Consider the following 22733-nt stretch of genomic DNA (forward strand, 5'->3'; position numbering starts at 1 on the left):
GCATCTCCTCCCGGTCGAGGCGAAGCGGGCCGAACTAGCTCGAAAAGGCATATCCGCCGTTTACCGGATAGGTCTGGCCGGTAATCCACGCCGCGGCGCCTGATGCCAAAAACAGGATCAGGCCAGCGGCGTCCGAAGGCTCGCCCAGGCGCCGGATAACGTAGGATTTCAGGATTTTGCCCAGCGCATCCTCGTCGATCATCGACGCGACGCCCGGCGTGCGGATGGTCGAGAGCGCCACACAATTGGCAGTGATCTCAAAGCGTCCAACCGCTTTCGCAATCGCGCGCATGAATCCGGCGGCGCCGGCCTTGGCGCCCGAGTAGGCAGCCAGATGAGGTTCGCCGACGCGACCAGCATCCGATATGACGGTGATGATCCGCCCGCCGCGGTGTTGCGTCATCGAGGGCAGCACCGCTTTACAGCAGTTCATGACACCGTTGAAATTTGTCGCAATGAAAGGCTCCCACTCTTCAGGCGACGTTTCCCAAAATGGTTTCGGACTGATGTTTGGATCCGATGGACCAGCATTGCCGGCATTGTTCACGAGGATGTCGATCCTCCCAAAGCGTGCGATCGCTTCGCTTGTCATCGCTTCGACGCTTGCAAGGTTCGTGATGTCAGCCTGCCGCGCCATCGCCACGCCGCCGAAGGCCTCGATTTCGTCTGCGACAGCCTTCGCGCGGTCGATGTGAAAATCGTTCACTACGACGCTGGCGCCAGCCTGCGCAAAGAGCAACGCCGTCGCGCGTCCGACACCTTGCCCAGCGCCGGTCACCAAGGCGATCTTGCCAGTCAAGTCCATCAAGCTATCCATATCTTTCCCCGAGTTTGGAATTGGGAGTCCGTTCGCAGTCGGCAGTCGCCAAGCCCGGCTGTCGCAGGGCCTGGATGCCAACCCGGCCAGGCCTCGGCAGAGCAATCGCCCGACGCCACACCGCAAATCTACCTTCATGTTTCACTAAATGACTTTAAAGTCAATCGTAGTTGTGCGCGTCAATCTACGGCAATCTTGGTTGCGTCCGATCTCGCAGCCTTTGCAAGAAGAAGCGCTCGAAAAAGGGACTGATGATTCGGTGAAGACATGTTGACAAATCTGACCCCAGCGTCAATTATTTATCGCGAGCTACCCGGCGCCGTCCGGCGGGGCACGCATTCGACGTCAGCCGAGCGTGCCTTTCGCTGAATTCGCGTCCAGAAGGATTGCCCCGGAATACGGCGAGTTTTGCGAGGATGTCGTTCGGCGAATGAGCTGGGTGCGACACCGAAAAGGAGAGCCAGATGAAGGAATTCGATATCATCGTTTGCGGCGCGACTGGCTATACCGGCCAGCTCGCTTGCGAACATTTGGCTCGAAGCTACGGTAGCGAACTCCGCTGGGCGATGGCGGGGCGCGATATGGCAAAGCTGCGGAGCATTCAGGCCCGCTTCGAGGTGCCCAGCCACGTTCAGCTGATCGAGGTCGATATCACCGACGCAGCGGCAGCCGCATCGCTTGCAGAACGGGCAAGGACCATCCTCTCTACAGCAGGCCCGTTTGCAAACGTCGGCGAACCCCTTGTCGCCGCCTGCGCGCATAATGGGACCGACTATGTCGACGTCTCCGGCGACGCTGTCTGGATCCGCAAAATGCTCGACCGATACCAGGAAGTCGCAGCCGGATCTGGCGCACGCTTGATTTTCACGTGCGGCTTCGACTCGGTACCGTCGGACCTGGGAGTCTTTTTTCTTCAGGAGCTTGCTCGCGAGCGGTTCGGCGCTCCGGCAAAAACGGTCAAAGGACGTATTCGCCGCCTGGTCGGCGGACTGTCAGGCGGCACGCTCGCGAGTGGGCGGGCAAGCATCCAGGCCGCCGGCGCGGACCCGAAGATACCCCAGCTACTCGCCAACCCATTCGCGCTCGTACCGGGTTTCGACGGCCCGGCGCAGCCCGTCGGGAATGCACCGGTATTCGATCCGGACGTCAAGAGCTGGGTGGCACCGTTCATTCTGGCAGGAATGAATGCGAAATCGGTCCATCTGTCGAACGCCCTGCTTGGATGGTCTTATGGCAAGGATTTCACCTACGACGAAATGATCATGCTTCCAGGTGCGGAGGATGCGGACTCCGCGCGGGAGGCGGCGGATGCCAATATCTGGTCGAATGTCGTGCGGGCCTTGCAGATCGACCTGAAACCGGGCGAAGGCCCGAGCGAGGCCGAGTTGGCCGCGGGTTCATTCGAGATGATCTTCGTCGGGCGTACAGCGTCAGGGCAGGAAATCAGCACGACAGTCACTGGAGAGGGAGATCCTTATGCGCTTACGCCGCGCATAGTGGCGGAGTGCGCAGTGTGCCTGACACAAGACGGAACCACGGCTACCGGAGGAGTCTGGACTGCGGCGGCAGCGTTGGGCGAACCGCTTCGGCGCCGCCTCGAACAACGCGCAGGCATGTCCTTCAGCGTGGCCTAATGGCACGTATCGGTTGCTTTGTGTCAGCCCAACCAGCCGATAATACAGGAATATCGCGAAAGGACCGCCGACATGTCCATTGAAGATGACGCCCTGACAGCGCGGCTGGCGATGGAACCATTGGGACCGATCCGGCAACTCGGCTTCGTGGTACGCGACCTCAACCAGGCGATCCGTGCATGGACCGACATTGGCGTGGGGCCTTTCTACGTCGCCGAATCGCCTGAGATCAGCGATCAACTCTATTTCGGCAAACCGACGGCTTCACGCGTAAGGGGCGCCTGGTCCTATGCCGGCAAAATGCAGATCGAGTTGCTCGAACTGATGAACGACGGACCGTCACTGTTGCGCGACTTCGCACTCAAGCAGGGCCAGGGCCTGCAGCACATGGCTTATTGGGTTGAGACGTTCGACGACGTCCTGGCACAACTGCAAAAGCAAGGATATGTCGTTGGGCAAACCGGCTCACCCCTTGGTGAACATAGCCGCTTTGCTTATGTCTTTCAGCCGTCTCGACCAGATTCGATAGTTGAGATCTCCGAATATCTGGGAACCAAGCGGGCGCTGTACGAGGCGATTGAAATGCATTCCCAGAATTGGGACGGTCGAGATCCGATCCGCACTTGGTCGCCTTTGTCCTAGTGCGCGGATGATCGCCCTTTGACAACAGCGGGGCTTTCATCATGTGTTTCCCACAGCAACGCGAGTTCGTCCTTTTGGATTCTCGGGGTGATCGGGCAACGCAGTGGAGCCTGAGCCGGTAGGCCTCGGGTTTCGCGCCCCGATATGTCCCACGCGCACGCACACCTGGCGCAATCATCAAAATTAGCATGTAGACTCTGACTATAAAGTCAGATATGTAACCTTGCATTCTCCAATCATGGCCGCGCGTGCCCCGATCGGCTCACGCTTCGCCTGTTTGGCAGTCCCGAATGAGGAAACGCGATGGAAGAGATTTTCATTGTCGGCGTAGGAATGACCCGCTTCGGCAAGCACCGCGACCGATCCGTAAAGTCGCTCGTTGCCGAAGCTGTCGGCAATGCTCTGTCCGACGCCAACGCCCAGCAGGGAGACGTCGGCGCCGCGGTATTTTCCAATATAACGCAAGGGATCATGGAAGGGCAGCATGCCATCCGTGGTCAGGTAGCCTTGCGAAGCATGGGTTTCTCGGAAATCCCGATCGTCAACGTCGAGAATGCTTGCGCGGGCGGCGCCACGGCTCTCCATCAAGCCGCGATGATGCTCAGGGCCGGGCTCACCGACGTAGCCTTGGCAATCGGTGTCGAGAAGATGCACTCGGACGACAAGCTGAAGTCGTCGGCAATTTTCGATGGCGGTTGGGACGTTCACGATCTGGATGCGATAGCAGAGCGCCTGACCGCGATCGGCAACGGCCTCTCTCCGCCACCGGGAACGCCGGAAGGCGTGCGGAGCCCCTTCATGGAGCTTTATGCGTCGGTCACGCGCGGCCACATGCGCATGTTCGGCACCACGCAAGAGCATCTCGCGGCGGTGGCGTCCAAAAATCACCGACACTCCACAATGAACCCTCTCGCTCAATACCAACAGGATATGAGTATCGAGGAGGTCCTGAACGCTCCGATGATTGCATGGCCCCTCACCTTGCCGATGTGCTCCCCCATCAGCGATGGTGCCGCCGCAGCGCTGCTATGCACGCGCGCGGCGCTAAGCCGCTTCAACGACGCTGCTCCAGTTCGACTGCTTTCGACCGTGCTCACGAGCGGGAGTGATCGCGAATGGGCAGAGTTTGACAGGCATCTGTGCCGGAAGGCCGCGATGAAAGCCTATGAGGAGGCGGGGATCGGTCCGTCGGACGTGTCGGTCGCCGAGGTTCACGATGCATCTGCGTTTGCCGAGATCATTCAGGTCGAGAATCTCGGCTTTTGCGAAGTGGGTCAAGGTGGGTGGATCGCGGCTCGAGGGGAGACCGCCCTGGGGGGACGAATCCCGGTCAATCCGTCGGGAGGTCTCGAGTCGAAAGGTCATCCGATTTCGGCCACCGGGCTGGGTCAGATTCATGAACTGGTTACCCAGCTCAGGGGTCGGGCGGGTCCTCGCCAAGTCGCGGGCGCTCGTATTGCGGTCGCCGAAAACGGGGGCGGTCACCACGGGGTCGAGGAAGCAGCGGCTGTCGTGACGGTTCTCGCCGCCTGACCTAGGCGGTCACTGGTCGTTCCAGGAACACCGGCCGCGAGCAGATTTGGAAGGAGCGGTATGGATTTCTCTCTTACGCAGCGTGAACGGGATTTTAGCGGACGCGTGCGCGAATTTATGGTTCGTGAAGTTCGACCGTCATTGAAGGGCTACGCACAGGAGCTCGCGACCGGCGATCGATGGAAGCCGCTGCAAACGATCGAGCAGCTTAAGGACAAGGCCAGGGGCGCCGGGCTTTGGAATCTGTTCATGCCGCCGTCGGGCGGACAGTCGCATGTCGATGACACGTTCGAGTTTTCTGGAGAGCGGCTCACCAACGTCGAATATGCGCTGTGCGCTGAAGAGATGGGCCGGATCGGCTGGGCCTCCGAGGTTTTCAACTGTTCGGCTCCGGACACCGGGAACATGGAAGTTCTCCATCGTTACGGGACACGGGCGCACAAGGACCGCTGGCTCAGACCGCTGATGGACGGCGAGATCCGCTCTGCTTTCCTCATGACGGAACCCGACGTCGCATCATCCGACGCCACCAACATTGGTACGTCCATTCGGCGCGACGGCGAGCATTATGTCATCAACGGGCGTAAATGGTGGTCGTCGGGCGCCGGCGATCCGCGCTGCAAGCTCGCGATCCTGATGGGCAAAACCGATCCGCAGGCAGAAGTTCACCGCCAGCAGGCCATGATCCTGGTCGACCTCGATACGCCTGGCGTCAAGATCGAGCGGCTCCTCTCCGTCTATGGCTATGATCATGCCCCTCATGGTCACGCAGAGGTGACGCTCACCGATGTGCGGGTGCCGGTAGAAAATCTGCTGCTCGGCGAAGGGCGTGGCTTCGAGATCGCGCAAGGGCGTCTGGGGCCCGGCCGCATTCATCATTGCATGCGGACGATCGGTCTGGCTGAAGAGGCGCTTGAAGCGATGATCAGGCGCCTCGGGTCGCGCACGGTGTTCGGCAAGCGCATTTCAGAACATTCCGTTTGGGAAGAGCGGATCGCGCGGGCACGCATCGACATCGAAATGACACGACTCCTCTGCCTCAAGGCCGCCGACATGATGGACAGAGCCGGCAACAAGATTGCCCGGAACGAAATCGCGATGATCAAGGTCCAGGCACCGCATATGGCGCTCGCCATCATCGACGATGCGATCCAGGCGCATGGCGGCGGCGGCGTGTCCGGCGATTTTGAGCTCGCTGCCGATTGGGCTCATGTCCGGTCGCTGCGGTTCGCCGACGGACCGGATGAAGTCCACGCGCGCGCGATTGCACGTTCCGAATTCGCCAAGTATCGGGACGAAAGACGGTGAGCGACCTCGACGAGGCCGTTCTTGAACGCTGGCTGCAGGGCGTAGTGCCGGGCTTCACCAAGCTGGCATCCCTGGAGAAGTTTCCCGGCGGTCAATCCAACCCGACCTACAGGGTTGCCACGGCGGGCAAAAGCTACGTGCTTCGTCGAAAGCCATTCGGACAATTGCTGCCGTCCGCGCATGCGGTCGAGCGCGAATTTCGCCTTATGTCGGCGCTGCACCCGACCGGCTTCCCGACCCCGGCTCCCATCGCGCTGTGTGACGACGCGACCGTGATCGGGACCACCTTCTATCTGATGGAGCTGGTAGAAGGGCGAACTTTCTGGGATGGATCATTGCCCGGCCTGCAACTGGCTGAGCGACGCGCCTACTATGAGGCCATGGTCGATACATTGGCTGCGCTGCACCGCCTCGATCATCAGGCGCTCGGCCTGGGAGATTTCGGGCGACCCGGTAACTTTTTCGCGCGTCAGGTCGATCGCTGGACGAAGCAGTACCGGGCCGCGCAGACCGACGATATCCCGGAGATTGAACAGTTGATCGAATGGCTGCCCCGCACTGTTCCCGAACAGACTCGTGCCTCGATCATCCATGGCGACTACCGGATCGACAATCTCATCTATGGAGTGGAGGAACCTCGGGTCCAGGCAGTTCTCGACTGGGAGCTGGCGACTATCGGAGACCCGCTCGCCGATTTCACTTATCTCGCGATGAATTGGGCGATACCGTTCGATGGGCGATCAGGTCTCGGTGGTCTTGACCTGGAGCAGGCGGGCTTGCCTTCGCTTCAGGACATGATCGCCCGCTATTGCGAGGCCGCGGGGCGCGACGGCCTACCCGATCTCCACTGGTATTTCGCTTATAACCTGTTTCGCCTGGCGGGCATCGTCCAGGGGGTCAAGAAGCGGCTGGCCGACGGCAATGCGTCGAGCGCGGAAGCCGCGGCAACCGCCGCCCGGGTCCTGCCTCTCGCAAGATCCGCTTGGGCAGAGGCACGCAAAGCCGGCGCCACAGGCAATTAGGAGATGGTCATGGACTTGTTCGATCTATCGGAAAAGGTTGCGGTCATCACAGGCTCGTCGCGCGGTATCGGCCGCGCGATTGCAGAGGCCTATGCGGCTGCGGGAGCTCGCGTCGTCATTTCGAGCCGCAAGCAGGCAGCCTGTGACGAGGTCGCCGCTGCCATCAACGCCAAGTACGGCAAAGGACGCGCCGTGGCGATCGCCGCGAGCATTTCGGACAAGGCGGCGCTCGAAATGCTGGTCAGGCGCACGCGCGAGGTGTTCGATCGTATCGACGTGCTCGTCTGCAACGCCGCGTCCAACCCCTATTACGGCCCGATGGCGGGGATCAGCGACGATCAGTTTCGCAAAATCTTCGACAACAACGTGCTCGCAAACCACTGGCTGATCTCGATGGTGGCTCCGGAAATGATCGAGCGCCGTGATGGCGCGATCATCATCATCTCGTCCATCGGCGGATTGATTGGATCGGATGTCATTGGAGCATATCATGTCTCCAAGGCAGCCGACTTTCAGCTTGCGCGAAATCTCGCCGTCGAATTCGGGCCGCACAACGTCCGGGTCAATGCGGTGGCGCCGGGCGTCATTCGAACCGACTTCGCCCGAGCCTTGTGGGAGGCGCCCGAGGCGGAAGCCGCACTTCGGCGGTCGACCCCGCTCGGACGGATTGGAGAGCCGCACGAGATCGCGGGAGCTGCAGTGTTTCTGGGATCGAAGGCTGGGGCCTACATGACCGGGCAGAGCATCGTGATCGATGGCGGCACGACGATACGGAGCAGCCCATAATCGGCTCACCAAATAACAGACCTCTTCCGAGACAGAGAATCTGGAGACTGACTTTTTCGCTATCCATCAGCAACCGGCGAAAGCCAGTTCCGAGAATGTCCCACCAGCTGCGTTCGCGCAAAGCATTGCAGCGACACACCATTCCTTCGAGTGAGACGAGCCAGTGATCGAAACCAAGCTTCATGACGACGTTCTCGAGATCGTTCTTGCCAATGCGCCGGTCAACGCGCTCGGTGCGGGTGTACGCTTCGCACTTTCCCAGGCTATCGAGAATGCGCAGACAGACGTTCATGTCAGGGTGATCGTGATCCGAGGGGCAGGCAAACTGTTCTCGGGCGGTGCGGATATCACCGAGTTCGACCAGCCGCCTACCGGCTGCACGCTCCCCGCAGTCATCGACGCGATCGAGGCGAGCTCCAAGCCTGTTGTCGCCGCAATCCATGGGATGGCCCTGGGCGGTGGCTTGGAGATTGCACTCGGTTGCCATTACCGTCTGGCCACCAGGACAGCAAAACTCGGGCTCCCGGAGGTCTCGCTCGGAATTCTGCCTGGCGCAGGCGGAACACAACGTCTGCCGCGACTTGTCGGCCTGGAGGCCGCCTTGGATATGATCGTCTCCGGCAGCCCCGTGAGCGCATCGAAGGCGCTCGAAATAGGCCTCGTCAATCAACTCATCGACGAGCAGGGATTGGCGGCAAACGCAATCGCCTATGCCCGGACGATCGATGCGCCCCGACGGACCCGGGATCGGCGCGTGTCCAGTGATGCGGGCGCATTCGAGCGCTTTGCTGCCGCGAACGCTCGCAAGATCAAGGATCTCGACGCTCCCAAGGCGTGCATTGCTGCGATCAAGGCGTCTGTCGATCTTCCGTTCGACGAGGGCCAGGCGCTTGAGCGCGAACTGTTTGCCGAACTGGTCGCCGGAGCCCAGTCGACGGCGTTGCGTCACGCATTCTTCGCCGAGCGTGCGGCCGGCAAAGTCCTTGGCCTGGCCAAAGAGACACCGCGTCGGCCGATCACCAAGATCGGAGTCATCGGCGCGGGTACGATGGGCGGCGGTATTTCGATGAACTTCCTCTCGGCGGGAATTGGCGTGACGATCGTCGATATGACCGGAGAAGCGCTCGAACGCGGCGTTGGACTGATGCGGGCGAACTATGAGGCGAGCGCGAGGAAAGGTCGGCTGTCGAGCGAGCAGGTGAAAGAGGCGATGGACCTGCTCACGCCGACGCTGGATTTTGACGCGCTTGAAGATTGCGACCTCATCATCGAGGCCGTCTATGAGAATATGGCGGTGAAGAAAGAGATCTTCGCTCGGCTGGACGATATCGCCAAACCCGGCGCGATCCTCGCCTCGAACACCTCGTATCTGTCGATCGACGAGATCGCTTCGGTGACCAATCGGCCGGCCGACGTTCTGGGCCTGCACTTCTTCTCGCCGGCCAATGTTATGAAACTCGTCGAAGTGGTACGCGGCGCCAAGACCGCGGACGATGTACTTGCAACCGGGATGAGTATTGCTCGCACGATAGGCAAGGTGCCAGTCGTCGCTCGCGTCTGCTATGGCTTCATCGGCAACCGTATGCTGATCCCGCGTCAGGACAATGCCTACGCCATGCTTCTCGAAGGCGCCACACCCGAGCAGATCGACCGCGTTCACACGGACTTCGGCATGCCCATGGGACCGTTGCAGATGATCGACCTTGCCGGGGTGGACATCGGGTGGCACCGCGATACCGACCGCGTCGAAAGCTTGCAGGATGCTCTTTGCGCCGCAGGGCGGTGGGGTCAAAAGACGAAGGCCGGCTTTTACGACTATGATGATAAGCGCAAGCCTACACCTTCGCCGGTTGTGGCGGAGATCATCGACGATTTCCGCAACCGCGCAGGGCTGAAACGGCGCGCCATCTCTGACGACGAGATCGTCGCGCGAACGCTGTACACGATGGTCAATGAAGGCGCGAAAATCCTGGAAGAAGATATCGCCCAACGTGCCTCTGACATCGATGTCGTCTGGCTTTATGGATATGGTTGGCCCCGGCACAAGGGCGGCCCGATGTTCTGGGCAGATCAGATCGGGCTGGCGACTGTCGTGCAGGGGCTTGAGCGCTACGCCGCCCGGATCGGTGAAGACTTCTCGATAGCATCGCTGCTCTCCCGGCGCGCCGTTGACGGTGGCTCACTAGAGAAATGACATCATACGCTCTCTGCTTATATCCTGCCGCCACAACCAACGAATCGATCAAACTGCAAAGGACTTCCCATGCGCGACGCGGTCATCGTTTCCACAGCCCGCACGCCAATCGGCCGTGCCTATAAGGGCGCCTTCAATGCAACACCGTCTCCAACGCTCGCAGCCCATGCGATTCGCGCAGCAGTGGAGCGGTCGCGCATCGATCCAGCAGAGATAGACGACGTCGTTCTGGGGGCCGCGATGCCGCAAGGCGTTCAGCACACCATCGGACGCACCGCGGCACTGCGCGCCGGCCTGCCAGTTGCGGTTTCCGGCATGACGATCGACCGCCAGTGCGCCTCGGGCCTCATGGCAATTGCGACAGCCGCAAAGCAGATCATCGTTGATCGGATGGATGTGGTGGTCGCTGGCGGTGTTGAATCGATCTCGATGGTGCAGACAAAGGAGATGCGGGCCACCCCCGACCCTGAGCTGCTCGCGATGGTCCCCGACATCTATATGCCCATGCTTCAAACGGCCGAGGTCGTGGCGAAGCGCTACTCCATCTCGCGGGAGCGGCAAGACGGCTATGGCCTTCTCTCACAACGGCGTACGGCTGAAGCGCAAGCGGCGGGCGTTTTCGATACGGAGATCGTCCCTGTCACCGCGACCATGTCTGTCACCGACAAGGCGACGGGCAAAACATCTGCACGGACGGTGACTCTTTCGAAGGACGAGGGCAATCGGCCTGAAACGAGCGCAGAAGGACTGGCTTCACTCAAGCCGGTAATCGACGGTGGCGCGATCACCGCCGGCAATGCGTCGCAGCTTTCCGACGGGGCCTCGGCCTGTGTCGTCATGGAGGCTGGTCTCGCCGCCCAGCGGGGCCTTCAGCCGCTCGGACGCTACGTCGGGATGGCCACCGCTGGCACTGAACCTGATGAAATGGGGATCGGCCCGGTGTTCGCGGTTCCCAAGCTGCTCAAGCGTTTCGGCCTCAGCATCGATGACATCGGGCTCTGGGAGCTGAACGAAGCCTTTGCCGTGCAGGTACTCTATTGCCAGGATCGCCTCGGTATTCCAATCGAACGACTCAACGTCAGCGGCGGCGCCATCTCGATTGGGCATCCCTACGGCATGTCCGGTGCGCGCATGGTCGGCCATGCCCTGATCGAGGGAAAAAGGCGTGGAGCCCGGCACGTCGTGGTGACAATGTGTGTCGGCGGCGGAATGGGAGCGGCGGGATTGTTCGAGGTGCTTTGATGAAGGCACTGCTCTCGACCGTTGCCGGCGGGTCGGAGACCCTTGAACTGCGTGACGTGCCGATACCGGACCCGGCGGCTGGTGAATTGCGTGTCCGGGTCCTCGCATGCGCAATCAACTATCCTGACGTGTTGATCATCGAGGACCGATACCAGTTTAAGCCTCCGCGTCCCTTTTCGCCCGGCGTCGAACTTTGTGGTGTGGTTGATGAGATCGGGAAAGGCGTGGAAGGTTGGCACCGCGGCGACGTTCTCCTCGCGACTTGCAGTCACGGAGGGCTGGCGGAGTATTGCGTCGTAGCTGCAGGCAACGCTTTTCGCCTGCCCGCCAACAAGGACCCCGCTGAGGGGGCCGCCCTCCTCCTGACCTATGCAACGGCGCTCCACGCGCTTCGGGACAGAGCCGCACTCAAGCCAGACGAGACGCTGCTCGTCCTGGGCGCAGCTGGCGGCGTCGGCCTGGCCGCGATCGAGGTCGGCAAGGCAATGGGCGCCCGGGTCGTCGCCGCAGTGTCAAGCGAAGGAAAAGCGCTGGCGGCGGCACAGGCCGGCGCGGATCGAACTCTTGTTTATCCGCTCGACTTCTCGGATCGCGCCGTCGCCAAGTCGCTGGCCGACGGTTTCAAGAGCGCGGTCGGGCCGCACGGGGCGCATGTCGTGTTCGATCCGGTGGGCGGCGACTATGCGGAGCCAGCACTACGCAGCATTGCCTGGGAGGGGCGTTATCTCGTCCTTGGATTCACCGCTGGCATTCCCCGGGTCCCACTTAACCTGGCGCTGCTGAAGTCATGTGACATAAGAGGCGTATTCTGGGGTGCGTTCGCTCAGAATGAGCCCGCCAGACATCGCCAGCACGTAACGCAGTTGCTCCGCTGGTGGGAGGAGGGGCTCATTCGGCCGCGCATAGACAGGGTTTATGCGCTGGTCGAAGGCGGGCACGCCTTGGCAAGGCTCGCCAGCCGTTCCGCCATCGGGAAGGTTGTCGTCTCGATCGCTGACGCGAAACCTGTTGCGGACCGGTAATCGCCTACGTCGGACCATCAGCCATGAACCCAGACGCCATAGCGCGATCATGCGAACTTCGAGGAAGCGTCGATGCCTGAGCCTTTCAATATTGCAGTGCCCGATGAGCGCCTCCATTCAATTCGGGCGCGGCTTGAGGCATTTGACTGGTCCGCTCTGCCGGATGCCGGCGGATGGGAAAGCGGTGTCGGCATTGCGGATCTTCGGCGGCTGGTCGATTATTGGCTGCACCGATACGATTGGCGCGTGCAGGAAGCCAGGCTGAACCGGCTCCCTCAATTTACCGCGGAAGTTCAGGGGCAGCGGCTTCATTTTATCCATGCCCGGGGCGATGGTTCCCGCTTGCCGCTGATGCTGATCCATGGCTGGCCCGGTTCGTTTCTTGAGTTCGAGCAACTGATCGGGCCGCTTGTCGCCAGCGGTCATGACGTGATCGTTCCCTCGCTGCCGGGCTATGCCTTTTCCGGGCGCCCGGAGGCGCCGATCGGGCCAAGGCGGACTGCGGAACTGTTCCACCAACTCCTTGTCGATCTTTTTGGACCCGGCCAATATCTACTACAAGGCGGCGATTGGGGCGCGGCGATAGCGGCATGGATGGCGCAAGGTCACCCAGAGGCTGTGGCTGCGCTGCACCTCAACCTCATCCTCGTCGAGGCGGAAGACGCGATGCCGACGGAAGCGGAAGAACTGGCGTGGGCGAAGCGCCGCTCTGGACTCGCCCGACGGGAATCCGCTTATTCGCATCTGCAAGGAACGCGCCCGCAAACGCTTGGCATCGCGATGAGCGACAGCCCGGTTGGCGTTGCTGCATGGATCCTGGAAAAATTCGGTATGTGGGCGGATGTCCCTCGCCGCGCCGACGGCAGCCCCGACCTTTGGCAAGCGTTTGATGAGGATACGCTGCTGACCAATATCATGCTCTACGTGGCACCTCAGGCCTTCGTGACGTCGACTTGGATGTATCGCGGCTGGGTTCTCGAGAAGGCCGGCAAGTTTCCGCCCAACACGCGCGTTCGAGTGCCGACAGGGATAGCCGCGTTCCCAGATCCTGCCTTCCCGCCGCCGCCGCGGTCACAGGCCGCGAAAAGCTATGACGTGGTGCGTTGGAGTGAAATGCCAGCAGGCGGGCATTTCGCGGCGCTGGAGAAGCCGGATGTGCTGCTGACCGACATGCGGGAGTTCTTTGCGCATTATCCCTGACGGGGCTTGATCCAGATCAGCGGCCGGCGTTGCGGCCACCATCGGCCAACAGCCCTACACCCGTCACGTAGGATGCGGCTGGAGATGCCAGGAAGAGCGCGACCGATGCCATCTCTTCCGGCATCCCCGTGCGCCCCATCGGGATCGTCTGAATGACTTCCCGACGTGCGGCGTCGGTCGCGTTGGCCAGTAGCGGCGTCTCGATCACGCCGGGGCATAATGCGTTAACGCGAATATTGCGGTCGGCATATTCGATCGCCGCCGCACGCGTCATTGCAAGCACGCCACCCTTGGACGCCGTATAGGCGCCATTGCCACGCGTTGCGCGGTAGGACGCTGTGGACGCGGTGTTGACGATCGCGCCGCCGCCACTGTCCAGCATATGGGCAATCGCACGCTGCATGACCCGGAACGCAGCCTTTAGATTGACATCAAGAACGGCTTCAACGGCGCTGGCGGGGATTTCATGCAGCGGTGCGAAACCGTGGCCGATCCCGGCATTATTGCACAGAATGTCGACGCGGCCGTGACGGGCCAGGGTCGAAGCGAACATCGCATCGATCTGCTCGGCATCGGAAACATCCACGCGACAGGCTTGTGCCAGCCCGCCAATGTCAGCGGCAACCTTCTCTTCGGCACCGCTGACGTCTGCGACGGTTACCGCGGCGCCCTCGCGCGCGAACAGTTCGGCCATCGCTTTGCCGATACCTGATCCCGCCCCGGTGATGATGGCGACCTTTCCAGCCAGCTGTCCGTTCATATTTCCTCGCAATGCTTTGAATGGCCTGAAATAGAAGAGCTAGATTTTCCGATCCATGCCGGCCCAGTAATGATCCCTGACTGCGCGGCGAAGGGTCTTGCCTGCTGTGCTCCGGGGAAGTTCTGGCCAGATATCGATCTGCTTTGGAGCCTTGATGCTGCCGAGCCTCTCTTTGCAGAGCGCGAGTAGCTCAGCCGTGTCGATCGACATGCCATCTTTGACCTCGATGGCCGCAGTGACCATCTCGCCCCATTTCTCATGCGGAATTCCGACGACCACACAATCAAGCACCGCCGGATGGCCGAGCACGACCTGCTCGACCTCCCCGGGAAACACGTTGAAGCCGCCCGAGATGATCATGTCCCGCTTGCGGTCGACGATATAGATGTACCCGTCTGCATCGCGTCGACCAAGATCGCCGCTGAATTGCCAGCCATTGCGGCGGATGGCCGCGGTTGCGTCCGGGTCCTTGTAAAATTCCGTCATCTGCATTGCCGAGCGGAAGGCGATCTCACCCATCTCGTCATCGGCCGCGATCTCGCCTGCTTCGGTAACGACCTCGGTTCGGGAGAACGGTCCCGACCGACCTACCGAGGCCAGGCGGTGCTGTAGATCTGGATTGGCCAAGATCTCTTCATGATCTTTTGGTGTGAGCACCGTGGTGAACTGAAGGCATTCGGTTTGACCATAGCTTTGAATCAGGATCGGACCGAAGACGTCGCAGGCTTCCCGGAGCTTGTCGACCGACATCGGCGCTGCTCCGTAAAGCAGGTAGCGCAATGACGAGAGATCGAAATCCTTCAGTCTAGGGTGCGCGAGTACCATGTAGATGAGCGTCGGCGGGAGATAGACAACCGAAACCCGATGCTGCTGGATCGCCTCCAGGACTGCAAGCGGGTCGGTCGATGAAAGCAGTATCTGCGTGCCGCCGCGCGGAAGGAGCGCATAATGAAAGATCGCGGCAGCGTGGGTCAATGGAGCGACGATGAGATGGACTGGCGGCTCATCGAACTGGAACAGGGCATAGACCGACGCGACGACGGCTTCGAACGATCGGTTCGTGTGTATGGCGCCCTTCGGTTCGCCGGTAGTGCCGCCGGTACTGGATATCGCGACAGCGTCCTCCATCTCACGAATGGGAAAAGCGAGCGTCACGTCCCGTGGCTCGGAGAACCAGTCGGACAGCGATGGAAAGCCGTCGATCTTGGCGTCGATGCAAATGGCGTGCTTGAGCTCGGGCAGCGCTGCGAGTGCTGCAACGGCGTGCTCGCGCAGGGAACTGTGGAAGAAGAGGAGCCGCGTATCATATTTGGCGAGCTGAGCGAGATTGTCGTTGACGGAATTGCGATAGTTGATCGGCACCCACAACATGCCGGCCTTGAATATTCCGTATTGGCAGGCGAGCACCATGCTGTGGTTAGGCGAGAGAAGCGCTACCGAACTGTCCAACGGGAGGTCTGACCGCAAAAGCCCCTGGGCGATGCGGATCATGCGATCCTCCATCTCCGCATAGGTCAACGAGCCATTGCCTTCGATGACCGCGGCTCGATTTCGGAAGCGCTCGACCCCGCGCTCAAAGTGCTCGATAACCAGCATCCGCCGCCCTCCTCTCCAATGTGTTCTGCCTCGCGGCCGTCTCAGGACATATGCAATTACAACTATATCGTCAATGATCTGACTTTATATTCATTTGTTTAGCAAGGGTCCGGAAGACGGTCCGCGGCCGAGCCGGTAACGCCCCCGACCACCGCTCAGTCAAATAACAGCACAGGTTTGATGGCCCGGCCCGCTTCCATGTCGTGGATGGCGGCATTGATCTCGCCGAATGGGTAGAAAGTGAGCAATTTTTCGAAGGGAAACCGGCCCTGGCGCTGCAGGCTTATGAGGGCGGGAATAGTGCTATGCGGAACCTGATCCCCAAGCGTCGCACCTTGGATCTTCCGATTGAAGAGGAGTGCCATGATATCGATCGGAGCCCTTTGGCCCACCCCCGCCGCCCCAAGAAGGATGGCGTGCCCGCCGGGCCTGAGCGATTGCACCGCATCTGCCGTCGTCCCGGGAAGACCGACCGCATCGACCAGGAAATCCGCGCCGCCGCGGGTAATCTCGATGATCGTCGCGGCCAGATCGGGGTCGGCGCCGTCGAGAACATGCGTCGCACCGAGTTCCAGCGCGAGGTTGCGCCGGTCACCGAGGAGATCGATTGCGATGATGGTCGAGCAACCTGCGACATGAGCCGCCATCAAGGCGCCCAGCCCGACCGCACCCGCCCCGATCACCACGAACGTCGACCCGGCCGAAGGCGTCAGCACGCGAAGGACGCTACTCGCCCCGGTCGTCACGCCGCAGCTGAGCGCCGCTGCCCATTCGAAGGGATAATCACGCGGCAGAATGACCGCGTTCGTATCATAGGCCAACATGTGCGTTGCGAAGGACGACTGGCCTCCGACGCCGCCGGAGATCCTGCCATCGAACGGGTGCTCCCCGTTGGCGCGCTTTCCCGAGATATTATAGCGAGCGAAATTCTCGCAATTCATTGGATGTGCCTGTCGGCACGTATTGCAATGGCCACAGGACGCCTGGGTGAGCAGGACGTGATCGCCAGGTTCGACGTCCCGCACCGCGTCGCCGACGGCCTCGACGATGCCCGCGCCTTCGTGGCCAAGAACGGCCGGGAGCGGCGCACCAAAATCACTGTCGCGGATGATCAGGTCGGTATGGCAAATCCCGCTTGCCCTTGTTCTTACGAGAATCTCCATGCCTCGAGGCTCCGCCAGCGCAAGCTCCATCGGTTCAAGCGGACTGTGCGGCGCGATGGCAACGGCGGCGCTGATCTGCGGCATCGGAACCTCTTTACCTCAATGAGCAATCACATTGCCTGTTGTTCCAGACCTATAGGCGACTCTCGTTTCGGGCCGCCTCATATTCGCTCGAAAATCGTCGGATCAGGTCGGCGAGTGGCGCGCTTTCGGTGACATCGCTTACACCGTGCCCACCGGCCCAGACGTCCTTCCAAGCCTTGATAGTGTCGAGTTCGCGAGCCAGATCGAACTTCTGATGATCGCCGCCGCCGACGAAGCCCGATCGCTCCAGGCTGAGACGGAGCATATTGGACGGGATGCCCGTGACCTCGGAGGTCAGGACGATGTCGTCTCCGCCACTCTCGATAAGGATTTCACGATACGCGTCCGGAGCGGCACTCTCGGTCGCGGCAATGAAGCTCGTTCCAGCGGCAACCATGTCTGCGCCGAGAACGCGCGCCGCCGCCAGAGAGCGTCCATTGGAAATGCCGCCAGCCAAAATGACCGGCCCATCAAAGAACTTGCGGACTTCCGACACAAAGGAAAAGGGGTTCAACCAGCCGGTATTGCCGCCCGCCCCTGCCGTCAGCAGGATCAAGCCGTCCACGCCCGCTTCGGCCGCACGCCGCGCGTGCTTGACGCTTGCAGCATCCGATATGACAATGCCGCCATAAGCGTGGACGCGCTCGATGATGTCGACAGGGCTCCCCACCGAAGCAATGATCGCCGGCACCTTTGCATCCACGCAGATATCGAGATCGTCTCCAAGTCGAACGTTTGTCTTGTGAACGATGAGATTGACCGCCCAGGGGGCAATCGCCTGAACCCCGGCAAGCCGGGTTTTGATCTCGACGAGCCAGTCCGCAAAGATCGCCGGCGTTCGCGCGTTCAGCGCCGGGATCGAGCCCATGACCCCCGCGCGACCTGCCTCGACGACCATATCGACCGTCGAAACCAGGAACATCGGAGCAACTACAAGCGGCAAGCTGAGGCTCCCGCAAAGATCGGCCGCTAGATCAGCACTGCCATGACGCCGCATTGGCCAAACCTCCCCGGTAAACTGACTTCATAGTCATTAGACTACATCAGAAGTACAAATTTGCAAGCGCGATTGCGGAGCCGTGGGTCGCCAAGGGGGCGGCAATCCTCGTACTGCCGCCTCCCGGAAATGGTGGGTACGACGAGGGTGCCCATCCCAAAAACCTGGGACGCCGTAGCAGCGCCGTTGCAATCACCCATTCTGACGCTATATTCGGCCGGTAGATCGCAGGCGTCAATCGTAGGTAAATTCAAGCCCGCAAATCGCGCCCGTTTTCCGGTGACTTTTCTGTGAGGCGCCGGGGTTTTATTGACCAGAAAGCTGGTGGCCCGTAGGGTCACGCATCTGAAGGGGAACGTATCGGTGATGAAGTGGCGCAATGCATTTCGAACCAGCGAAGAACTACATCGCTTCAAGCGGTACGCGGTTCTACGGGAAGCGACGCGCATCATATCGCGCCGCGGGTTCCACAACACGTCTCTTGACGAAATTGCGGAAGGCCTGGGGATATCCAAAGGCACGCTGTACAACTATGTTTCCGACAAGCAGGAGATACTGTTCGACTGCCACATGATCGCTCTCGACCTGGGCGATCACGCTTGCAAGGTGGCCAACGATCTTGATGGATCCGGGCTGGACAAGCTCCGGATTTTACTGCTGTGTTACATCCAATGGATGTACGGCGAGGCCGGTATCGGTGGCATCACCTCGGATATCAATGCTCTGCGTCCCGATGATCGCATCACTGTCGTCAGCCGGCGTGATAAAATCGACCGTGCGCTTGTCGATCTGATCGAACTTGGCATTCGCGACGGAAGTTTGGTCGCAGAAGATCCGCATCTCGCCGTTTTCGTCATCATGGGGGCCGTGAACAGCATTTCTTCGTGGTTTGATCGGGGTGGCAGGCTTAAGATTGAGGACATAGCAGACGTCATCGTAGGCATGCTGACGCGATCTATAGCCGTCGACACCTCCATCGCGAAGATGCGCGTCGAAATTCCGGCACATCCGGAAGCGACATTGGCGTTCACCCCGCTGGCTCCTGCGCGGGCCGGGCGGGCGGCGGCCACAAAAAAGGCGGGCAGCGCCAAAGCCAAGCCGACCGGCGTTTCTAGGAAAAAGGCGGGGAACTAGAGCGGCGTCCGCAGGGCAAGAGGTATGAAGTTGGCAATGGCGTTCTGGTCGACAGCGATGGCCCAGGCGCTGAATTCCACGTTAGTCGAGCGACAGCTCATTGGGGACGAAGAGCATCGCGGGCGCTTCGATTAACTTCTTGATCATCTGAACAAAGCTGGCAGCGTCCCAGCCGTCCACGACCCTATGGTCGCAGCTGATCGACAGGTTCATGAGCTTGGCGACCTCCAGCTGGCCGTTTCGGATCGTGGGGCGCTCGACGATACGATTGGGTCCGATAATCGCGACCTCGGGACGATTGATCACTGGCGTGGTGCAGATACCGCCCAGCGGGCCCAGAGAAGTTATCGTCAGCGTGGACCCGCTCAGTTCGGCTGAAGTGACCTTGCCGGAGCGGGCGGCGTCGGCAAGCCGTCTTATTTCAGTTGCCAGCTGCCACAGGTTGCAATCCTGAGCGTCACGGATCACAGGAACCATCAAGCCGGCATCAGTTTGGGTTGCGACCCCAAGGTGTACCGCGCCGCTGCGAATGACTACTCCCGCTTCATCATCATAGCGGGCGTTCATCGTGGGGAACTGCGCAACCGCTTTGCATACGGCGATGATGAGCAATGGAAGCATGGTTAACTTCGGTCGCCCGCCGCGGTTGGCGTTGATGTCCTCCCGCATCGCCTCAAGCTTTGTGACGTCGATCTCTTCAACGTAGCTGAAGTGGGGGATGTGCCGCTTCGAAGCGGCCATATTCTCGGCAATCCGACGCCTCAAGCCAACCACCTGGATTTGCTCGTCAGCTCGACGGCGTCCGCTCGGGCGATATTGGGAGTTATAGGTCAGGAATGCGTCCAGGTCGCCATGGCGTATACGCTCCCCGCCCCGCCTGCCAACTTCCGAAAGATCGATTCCAAGATCCCTGGCCCGTCGACGAACGGCTGGAGACGCAGAGACGCGGCGCAGTGGCATGGCAGCGGTGGCCACATCCGGATGCGAATCTGCCGCCACCTGCTCAGACCGTTGGTCGGCGACGGAGCTTGTGGCAATTGCCGACAACTGCTCCCGGGACTCTGTCGGCTCGCCCGCCAAGCCGTCTTGTCGCACATCTTCCACCTCGAAGACGGCAAGAACCGATCCGATTGCAACCTGATCACCGACTTTGCCTGCGGTCTTCAGTATCCGCCCGGATACCGGAGCGGAGATTTCCACGGTCGCCTTATCCGTCATCAAGTCGGCAAGTGGCGCGTCCTCTTCGACCATCTCACCCACAGACACATGCCAGGCAACGATCTCGGCTTCGGCGATACCTTCTCCAATGTCGGGCAGCTTAAACAGATAGTCGGTCATCGGCTCAAACCTCAAGAATTCGCTTCAAAGCGTCGCCCAGCCGTTTGGGGCCGGGGAAATATTCCCACTCGAAGGCATGAGGATATGGCGTGTCCCACCCTGTCACCCGTTCGACCGGCGCTTCCAGGTCGAAGAAACAATGTTCCTGAACCAGTGCGGCAAGCTCCGCGCCGAAGCCGCAGGTCCGCGTCGCCTCATGGACGACGACGCAGCGCCCCGTTTTTTGAACCGAGCGGGTGATCGTGCCCAAATCCAGAGGGACGAGCGAGCGAAGATCGATCACTTCGGCATCGACAGCGGTGCTCTCGGCCGCGGCCAACGCGACATGGACCATAGTTCCATAAGCGAGAACGCTGACGTCGGCGCCCGGCCGGACGATGTTGGCCTGTCCCAGCGGAATGGAGTAATGCCCCTCGGGCACCTCACTTGCCGGATGACCCGACCAAGGCATCACCGGCCTGTCATGATGCCCGTCGAAAGGACCGTTGTAGAGCCGCTTCGGCTCAAAAAACAGCACCGGGTCGTCGTCTTCGATCGCGGCGATCAGCAACCCCTTGGCGTCATAGGGCGTCGAGGGAATGACCGTCTTCAACCCCGCGACATGCGCAAAGATGCCCTCCGGCGATTGGCTGTGGGTCTGACCGCCGAAAATGCCCCCGCCATAGGGGCTGCGAACGGTGATGGGGGACCACCATTCGCCGGCAGTGCGGTAGCGTAAACGGGCCGCTTCGGAGATCAACTGGTCCGTCGCGGGATAGATATAGTCGGCGAACTGGATCTCGACGACAGGGCGCTTGCCATAAGCGCCCATGCCCACGGCGATGGCGACGATTCCGCCCTCCGCGATCGGAGTGTCGAAGACACGCTCAATACCATGCTTCCGCTGCAAGCCCTCGGTTGCGCGAAACACGCCACCGAAAAACCCCACGTCCTGGCCAAATACGACCACTTGGGGATCTTGCTCGAGCGCAACATGCATCGCGTCATTGATCGCCTCGATCATCGTCATCTTTCGCACGGGTCAGACCCCGGCCTGCGCACGTTGCGCGATGAGATGCGCCGGCATGTCGCGGAACACGTCGTCGAACATTGTGCTGACCGGAGGGCGCTTGCCCTCCTTCAGCGTTCCGAGCGCTTCCGCCTCACGGCCCGACTCCTTTACGTGCCTGGCAAGCTCTTCGACAAGGCTGACATGCTCATCCTCAGACCATGCCCCCAGTTGAATGAGATGGCGCTTCAGCCGATCAATCGGATCACCGAGTGGCCACGCGGCCGGCTCCGAACCGGGGCGGTAGCGGGTTGGATCATCCGATGTCGAATGCCCCTCGGCACGATAGGTGAAAAGCTCGATCAAGGTCGGCCCAAGACCTGCACGCGCGCGGGTGGCGGCCCAATGCGTCACGGCGTAAACGGCCAGAAAATCGTTCCCGTCGACGCGTAGGGCCGGAATCCCAAAGCCCAGACCTCGCGCGGCGAACGGCGCTGCCTCCCCTCCGGCTATCCCCGAAAAAGATGAAATCGCCCACTGGTTGTTGACAATATTCAGAATTACCGGGGCGCGATAAACGCTGGCGAACGTCAGCGCATAATGGAAATCACCCTCAGCCGTCGCCCCTTCCCCGATCCATGCCGCCGCGATCCGTTCGTCCCCGTCCGTAGCGGCTCCCATCGCCCAACCTACAGCCTGGCTGTATTGCGTCGCGAGATTGCCCGATATTGAGAAGAAACCTGCTTCACGGCTTGAATAAAAGACCGGCATCTGGCGCCCTTTGAGCCGATCCCCGCTATTGGAGTAGACTTGGTTCATCATGTCTGTCAGCGGCCAATCGCGGGCGATGAGCAGGCCCTGCTGACGGTAGGTAGGAAAGCACATGTCGGCATTGTCCAGGGCAAGCGCCGCCGCAACGGCAACGGCCTCCTCCCCGGTCGATTTCATGTAGAAGCTCGTTTTGCCTTGGCGCTGCACGCGGACCATTCGCGTATCATAGGCCCGGGTGAGCAGCATCGCGCGCAAGCCTTTGTGCAGCACGTCGATCCGTAGGTTCGGGGCCCATTCGCCGACCGCGTGGTCGCCGTCATCCAAAACCCTGACGAGGCTGAAGGCAAAGTCGCGGATCTCGGCCGGGTCAACGTGTACGGGTGGCCGTCGCAAAGCCCCGGCCGCGGGAATGGTGAACCGCGAGAAATCGGCCTCGTCGCCGGGCCGGCATAGGGGTTCGGGTACATGCAGCCCAGGGTGATTACGCAGCATCTTGGCCTCC

General features: G+C 60.9%; 19 protein-coding genes. 11 read left to right on the forward strand and 8 right to left on the reverse strand.

The features are described 5' to 3' along the window. Positions 1-34 precede the first annotated feature (34 nt). The gene (locus BSL82_RS11115; RefSeq protein WP_072597583.1) at positions 35-817 is read right to left on the reverse strand and encodes an SDR family NAD(P)-dependent oxidoreductase; all 783 of its coding nucleotides are present in this window, start codon (positions 815-817) and stop codon (positions 35-37) included. A 464-nt stretch (positions 818-1281) separates the two neighbouring features. Here BSL82_RS11115 and BSL82_RS11120 point away from each other — a divergent pair, with 464 nt between their 5' ends. The 10 genes from BSL82_RS11120 to BSL82_RS11165 all read left to right on the forward strand — a co-directional run bounded on the left by BSL82_RS11120 (position 1282) and on the right by BSL82_RS11165 (position 13400). Beyond that, the gene (locus BSL82_RS11120; protein WP_072597584.1) at positions 1282-2451 is read left to right on the forward strand and encodes a saccharopine dehydrogenase family protein; all 1170 of its coding nucleotides are present in this window, start codon (positions 1282-1284) and stop codon (positions 2449-2451) included. A gap of 72 nt (positions 2452-2523) precedes the next feature. Beyond that, complete coding sequence (locus BSL82_RS11125; RefSeq protein ID WP_083579166.1) at positions 2524-3093, forward strand: VOC family protein; 570 nt, start codon at positions 2524-2526, stop codon at positions 3091-3093. Between the two features lie 333 nt (positions 3094-3426). Next, positions 3427-4626 (forward strand): thiolase family protein, encoded by a 1200-nt coding sequence (locus BSL82_RS11130; RefSeq protein ID WP_335743910.1) that lies wholly within the window; start codon positions 3427-3429, stop codon positions 4624-4626. Positions 4627-4686: 60 nt separating this feature from the next. Then, positions 4687-5934 (forward strand): acyl-CoA dehydrogenase family protein, encoded by a 1248-nt coding sequence (locus BSL82_RS11135; RefSeq protein WP_072597586.1) that lies wholly within the window; start codon positions 4687-4689, stop codon positions 5932-5934. Further along, positions 5931-6956: a phosphotransferase family protein gene (locus tag BSL82_RS11140; RefSeq protein ID WP_072597587.1), complete on the forward strand. Its 1026-nt coding sequence runs from the start codon at positions 5931-5933 to the stop codon at positions 6954-6956. Before BSL82_RS11135 ends, BSL82_RS11140 begins: the two co-directional genes overlap by 4 nt. Positions 6957-6965: 9 nt before the next feature. Continuing rightward, complete coding sequence (locus tag BSL82_RS11145) at positions 6966-7742, forward strand: glucose 1-dehydrogenase (RefSeq protein ID WP_072597588.1); 777 nt, start codon at positions 6966-6968, stop codon at positions 7740-7742. 163 nt (positions 7743-7905) lie between these two features. Beyond that, a complete protein-coding gene (locus tag BSL82_RS11150) occupies positions 7906-9936 on the forward strand; it encodes a 3-hydroxyacyl-CoA dehydrogenase NAD-binding domain-containing protein (protein ID WP_072597589.1) in 2031 nt (676 codons plus the stop codon). A 69-nt stretch (positions 9937-10005) separates the two neighbouring features. Continuing rightward, positions 10006-11178: an acetyl-CoA C-acyltransferase gene (locus tag BSL82_RS11155; RefSeq protein WP_072597590.1), complete on the forward strand. Its 1173-nt coding sequence runs from the start codon at positions 10006-10008 to the stop codon at positions 11176-11178. Next, positions 11178-12200 carry an NADPH:quinone oxidoreductase family protein gene (locus BSL82_RS11160; protein WP_193408579.1) on the forward strand — a complete coding sequence of 341 codons (1023 nt, stop codon included), beginning with the start codon at positions 11178-11180 and terminating at the stop codon, positions 12198-12200. The genes BSL82_RS11155 and BSL82_RS11160 overlap by 1 nt, the downstream gene beginning before the upstream one ends. 72 nt (positions 12201-12272) lie before the next feature. After that, entirely contained in the window at positions 12273-13400 is a 1128-nt protein-coding gene (locus BSL82_RS11165) for an epoxide hydrolase family protein (protein WP_072597591.1), read from the forward strand. 16 nt (positions 13401-13416) lie between these two features. Here BSL82_RS11165 and BSL82_RS11170 read toward each other — a convergent pair whose 3' ends face one another. From BSL82_RS11170 to BSL82_RS11185, 4 genes are all read right to left on the reverse strand, one after another. Beyond that, positions 13417-14160 carry an SDR family NAD(P)-dependent oxidoreductase gene (locus BSL82_RS11170; protein WP_072597592.1) on the reverse strand — a complete coding sequence of 248 codons (744 nt, stop codon included), beginning with the start codon at positions 14158-14160 and terminating at the stop codon, positions 13417-13419. A 39-nt stretch (positions 14161-14199) separates the two neighbouring features. Further along, positions 14200-15756 carry an AMP-binding protein gene (locus BSL82_RS11175; protein ID WP_072597593.1) on the reverse strand — a complete coding sequence of 519 codons (1557 nt, stop codon included), beginning with the start codon at positions 15754-15756 and terminating at the stop codon, positions 14200-14202. 155 nt (positions 15757-15911) lie between these two features. Then, positions 15912-17003 (reverse strand): NAD(P)-dependent alcohol dehydrogenase, encoded by a 1092-nt coding sequence (locus tag BSL82_RS11180; RefSeq protein ID WP_072597594.1) that lies wholly within the window; start codon positions 17001-17003, stop codon positions 15912-15914. Between the two features lie 49 nt (positions 17004-17052). Continuing rightward, complete coding sequence (locus tag BSL82_RS11185; RefSeq protein ID WP_226998439.1) at positions 17053-17925, reverse strand: NAD(P)H-dependent flavin oxidoreductase; 873 nt, start codon at positions 17923-17925, stop codon at positions 17053-17055. Between the two features lie 384 nt (positions 17926-18309). Here BSL82_RS11185 and BSL82_RS11190 point away from each other — a divergent pair, with 384 nt between their 5' ends. Beyond that, the gene (locus BSL82_RS11190; protein ID WP_158010842.1) at positions 18310-19134 is read left to right on the forward strand and encodes a TetR/AcrR family transcriptional regulator; all 825 of its coding nucleotides are present in this window, start codon (positions 18310-18312) and stop codon (positions 19132-19134) included. 81 nt (positions 19135-19215) lie between these two features. On the opposite strand, the gene BSL82_RS11195 is transcribed toward BSL82_RS11190, so the two are convergent. The 3 genes from BSL82_RS11195 to BSL82_RS11205 are packed head-to-tail and all read right to left on the reverse strand — an operon-like array spanning position 19216 to position 22723. Further along, positions 19216-20472, reverse strand: a complete 1257-nt coding sequence (locus tag BSL82_RS11195) for a dihydrolipoamide acetyltransferase family protein (protein WP_072597597.1) — start codon at positions 20470-20472, stop codon at positions 19216-19218. Between the two features lie 4 nt (positions 20473-20476). Beyond that, on the reverse strand, positions 20477-21481 hold the full coding sequence (locus BSL82_RS11200) for an alpha-ketoacid dehydrogenase subunit beta (RefSeq protein WP_072597598.1): 1005 nt from the start codon (positions 21479-21481) through the stop codon (positions 20477-20479). A 12-nt stretch (positions 21482-21493) separates the two neighbouring features. Beyond that, a complete protein-coding gene (locus tag BSL82_RS11205; RefSeq protein WP_072597599.1) occupies positions 21494-22723 on the reverse strand; it encodes a thiamine pyrophosphate-dependent enzyme in 1230 nt (409 codons plus the stop codon). Positions 22724-22733 lie beyond the last annotated feature (10 nt).

It is taken from the genome of Tardibacter chloracetimidivorans, assembly GCF_001890385.1.
Classification (GTDB): domain Bacteria; phylum Pseudomonadota; class Alphaproteobacteria; order Sphingomonadales; family Sphingomonadaceae; genus Tardibacter; species Tardibacter chloracetimidivorans.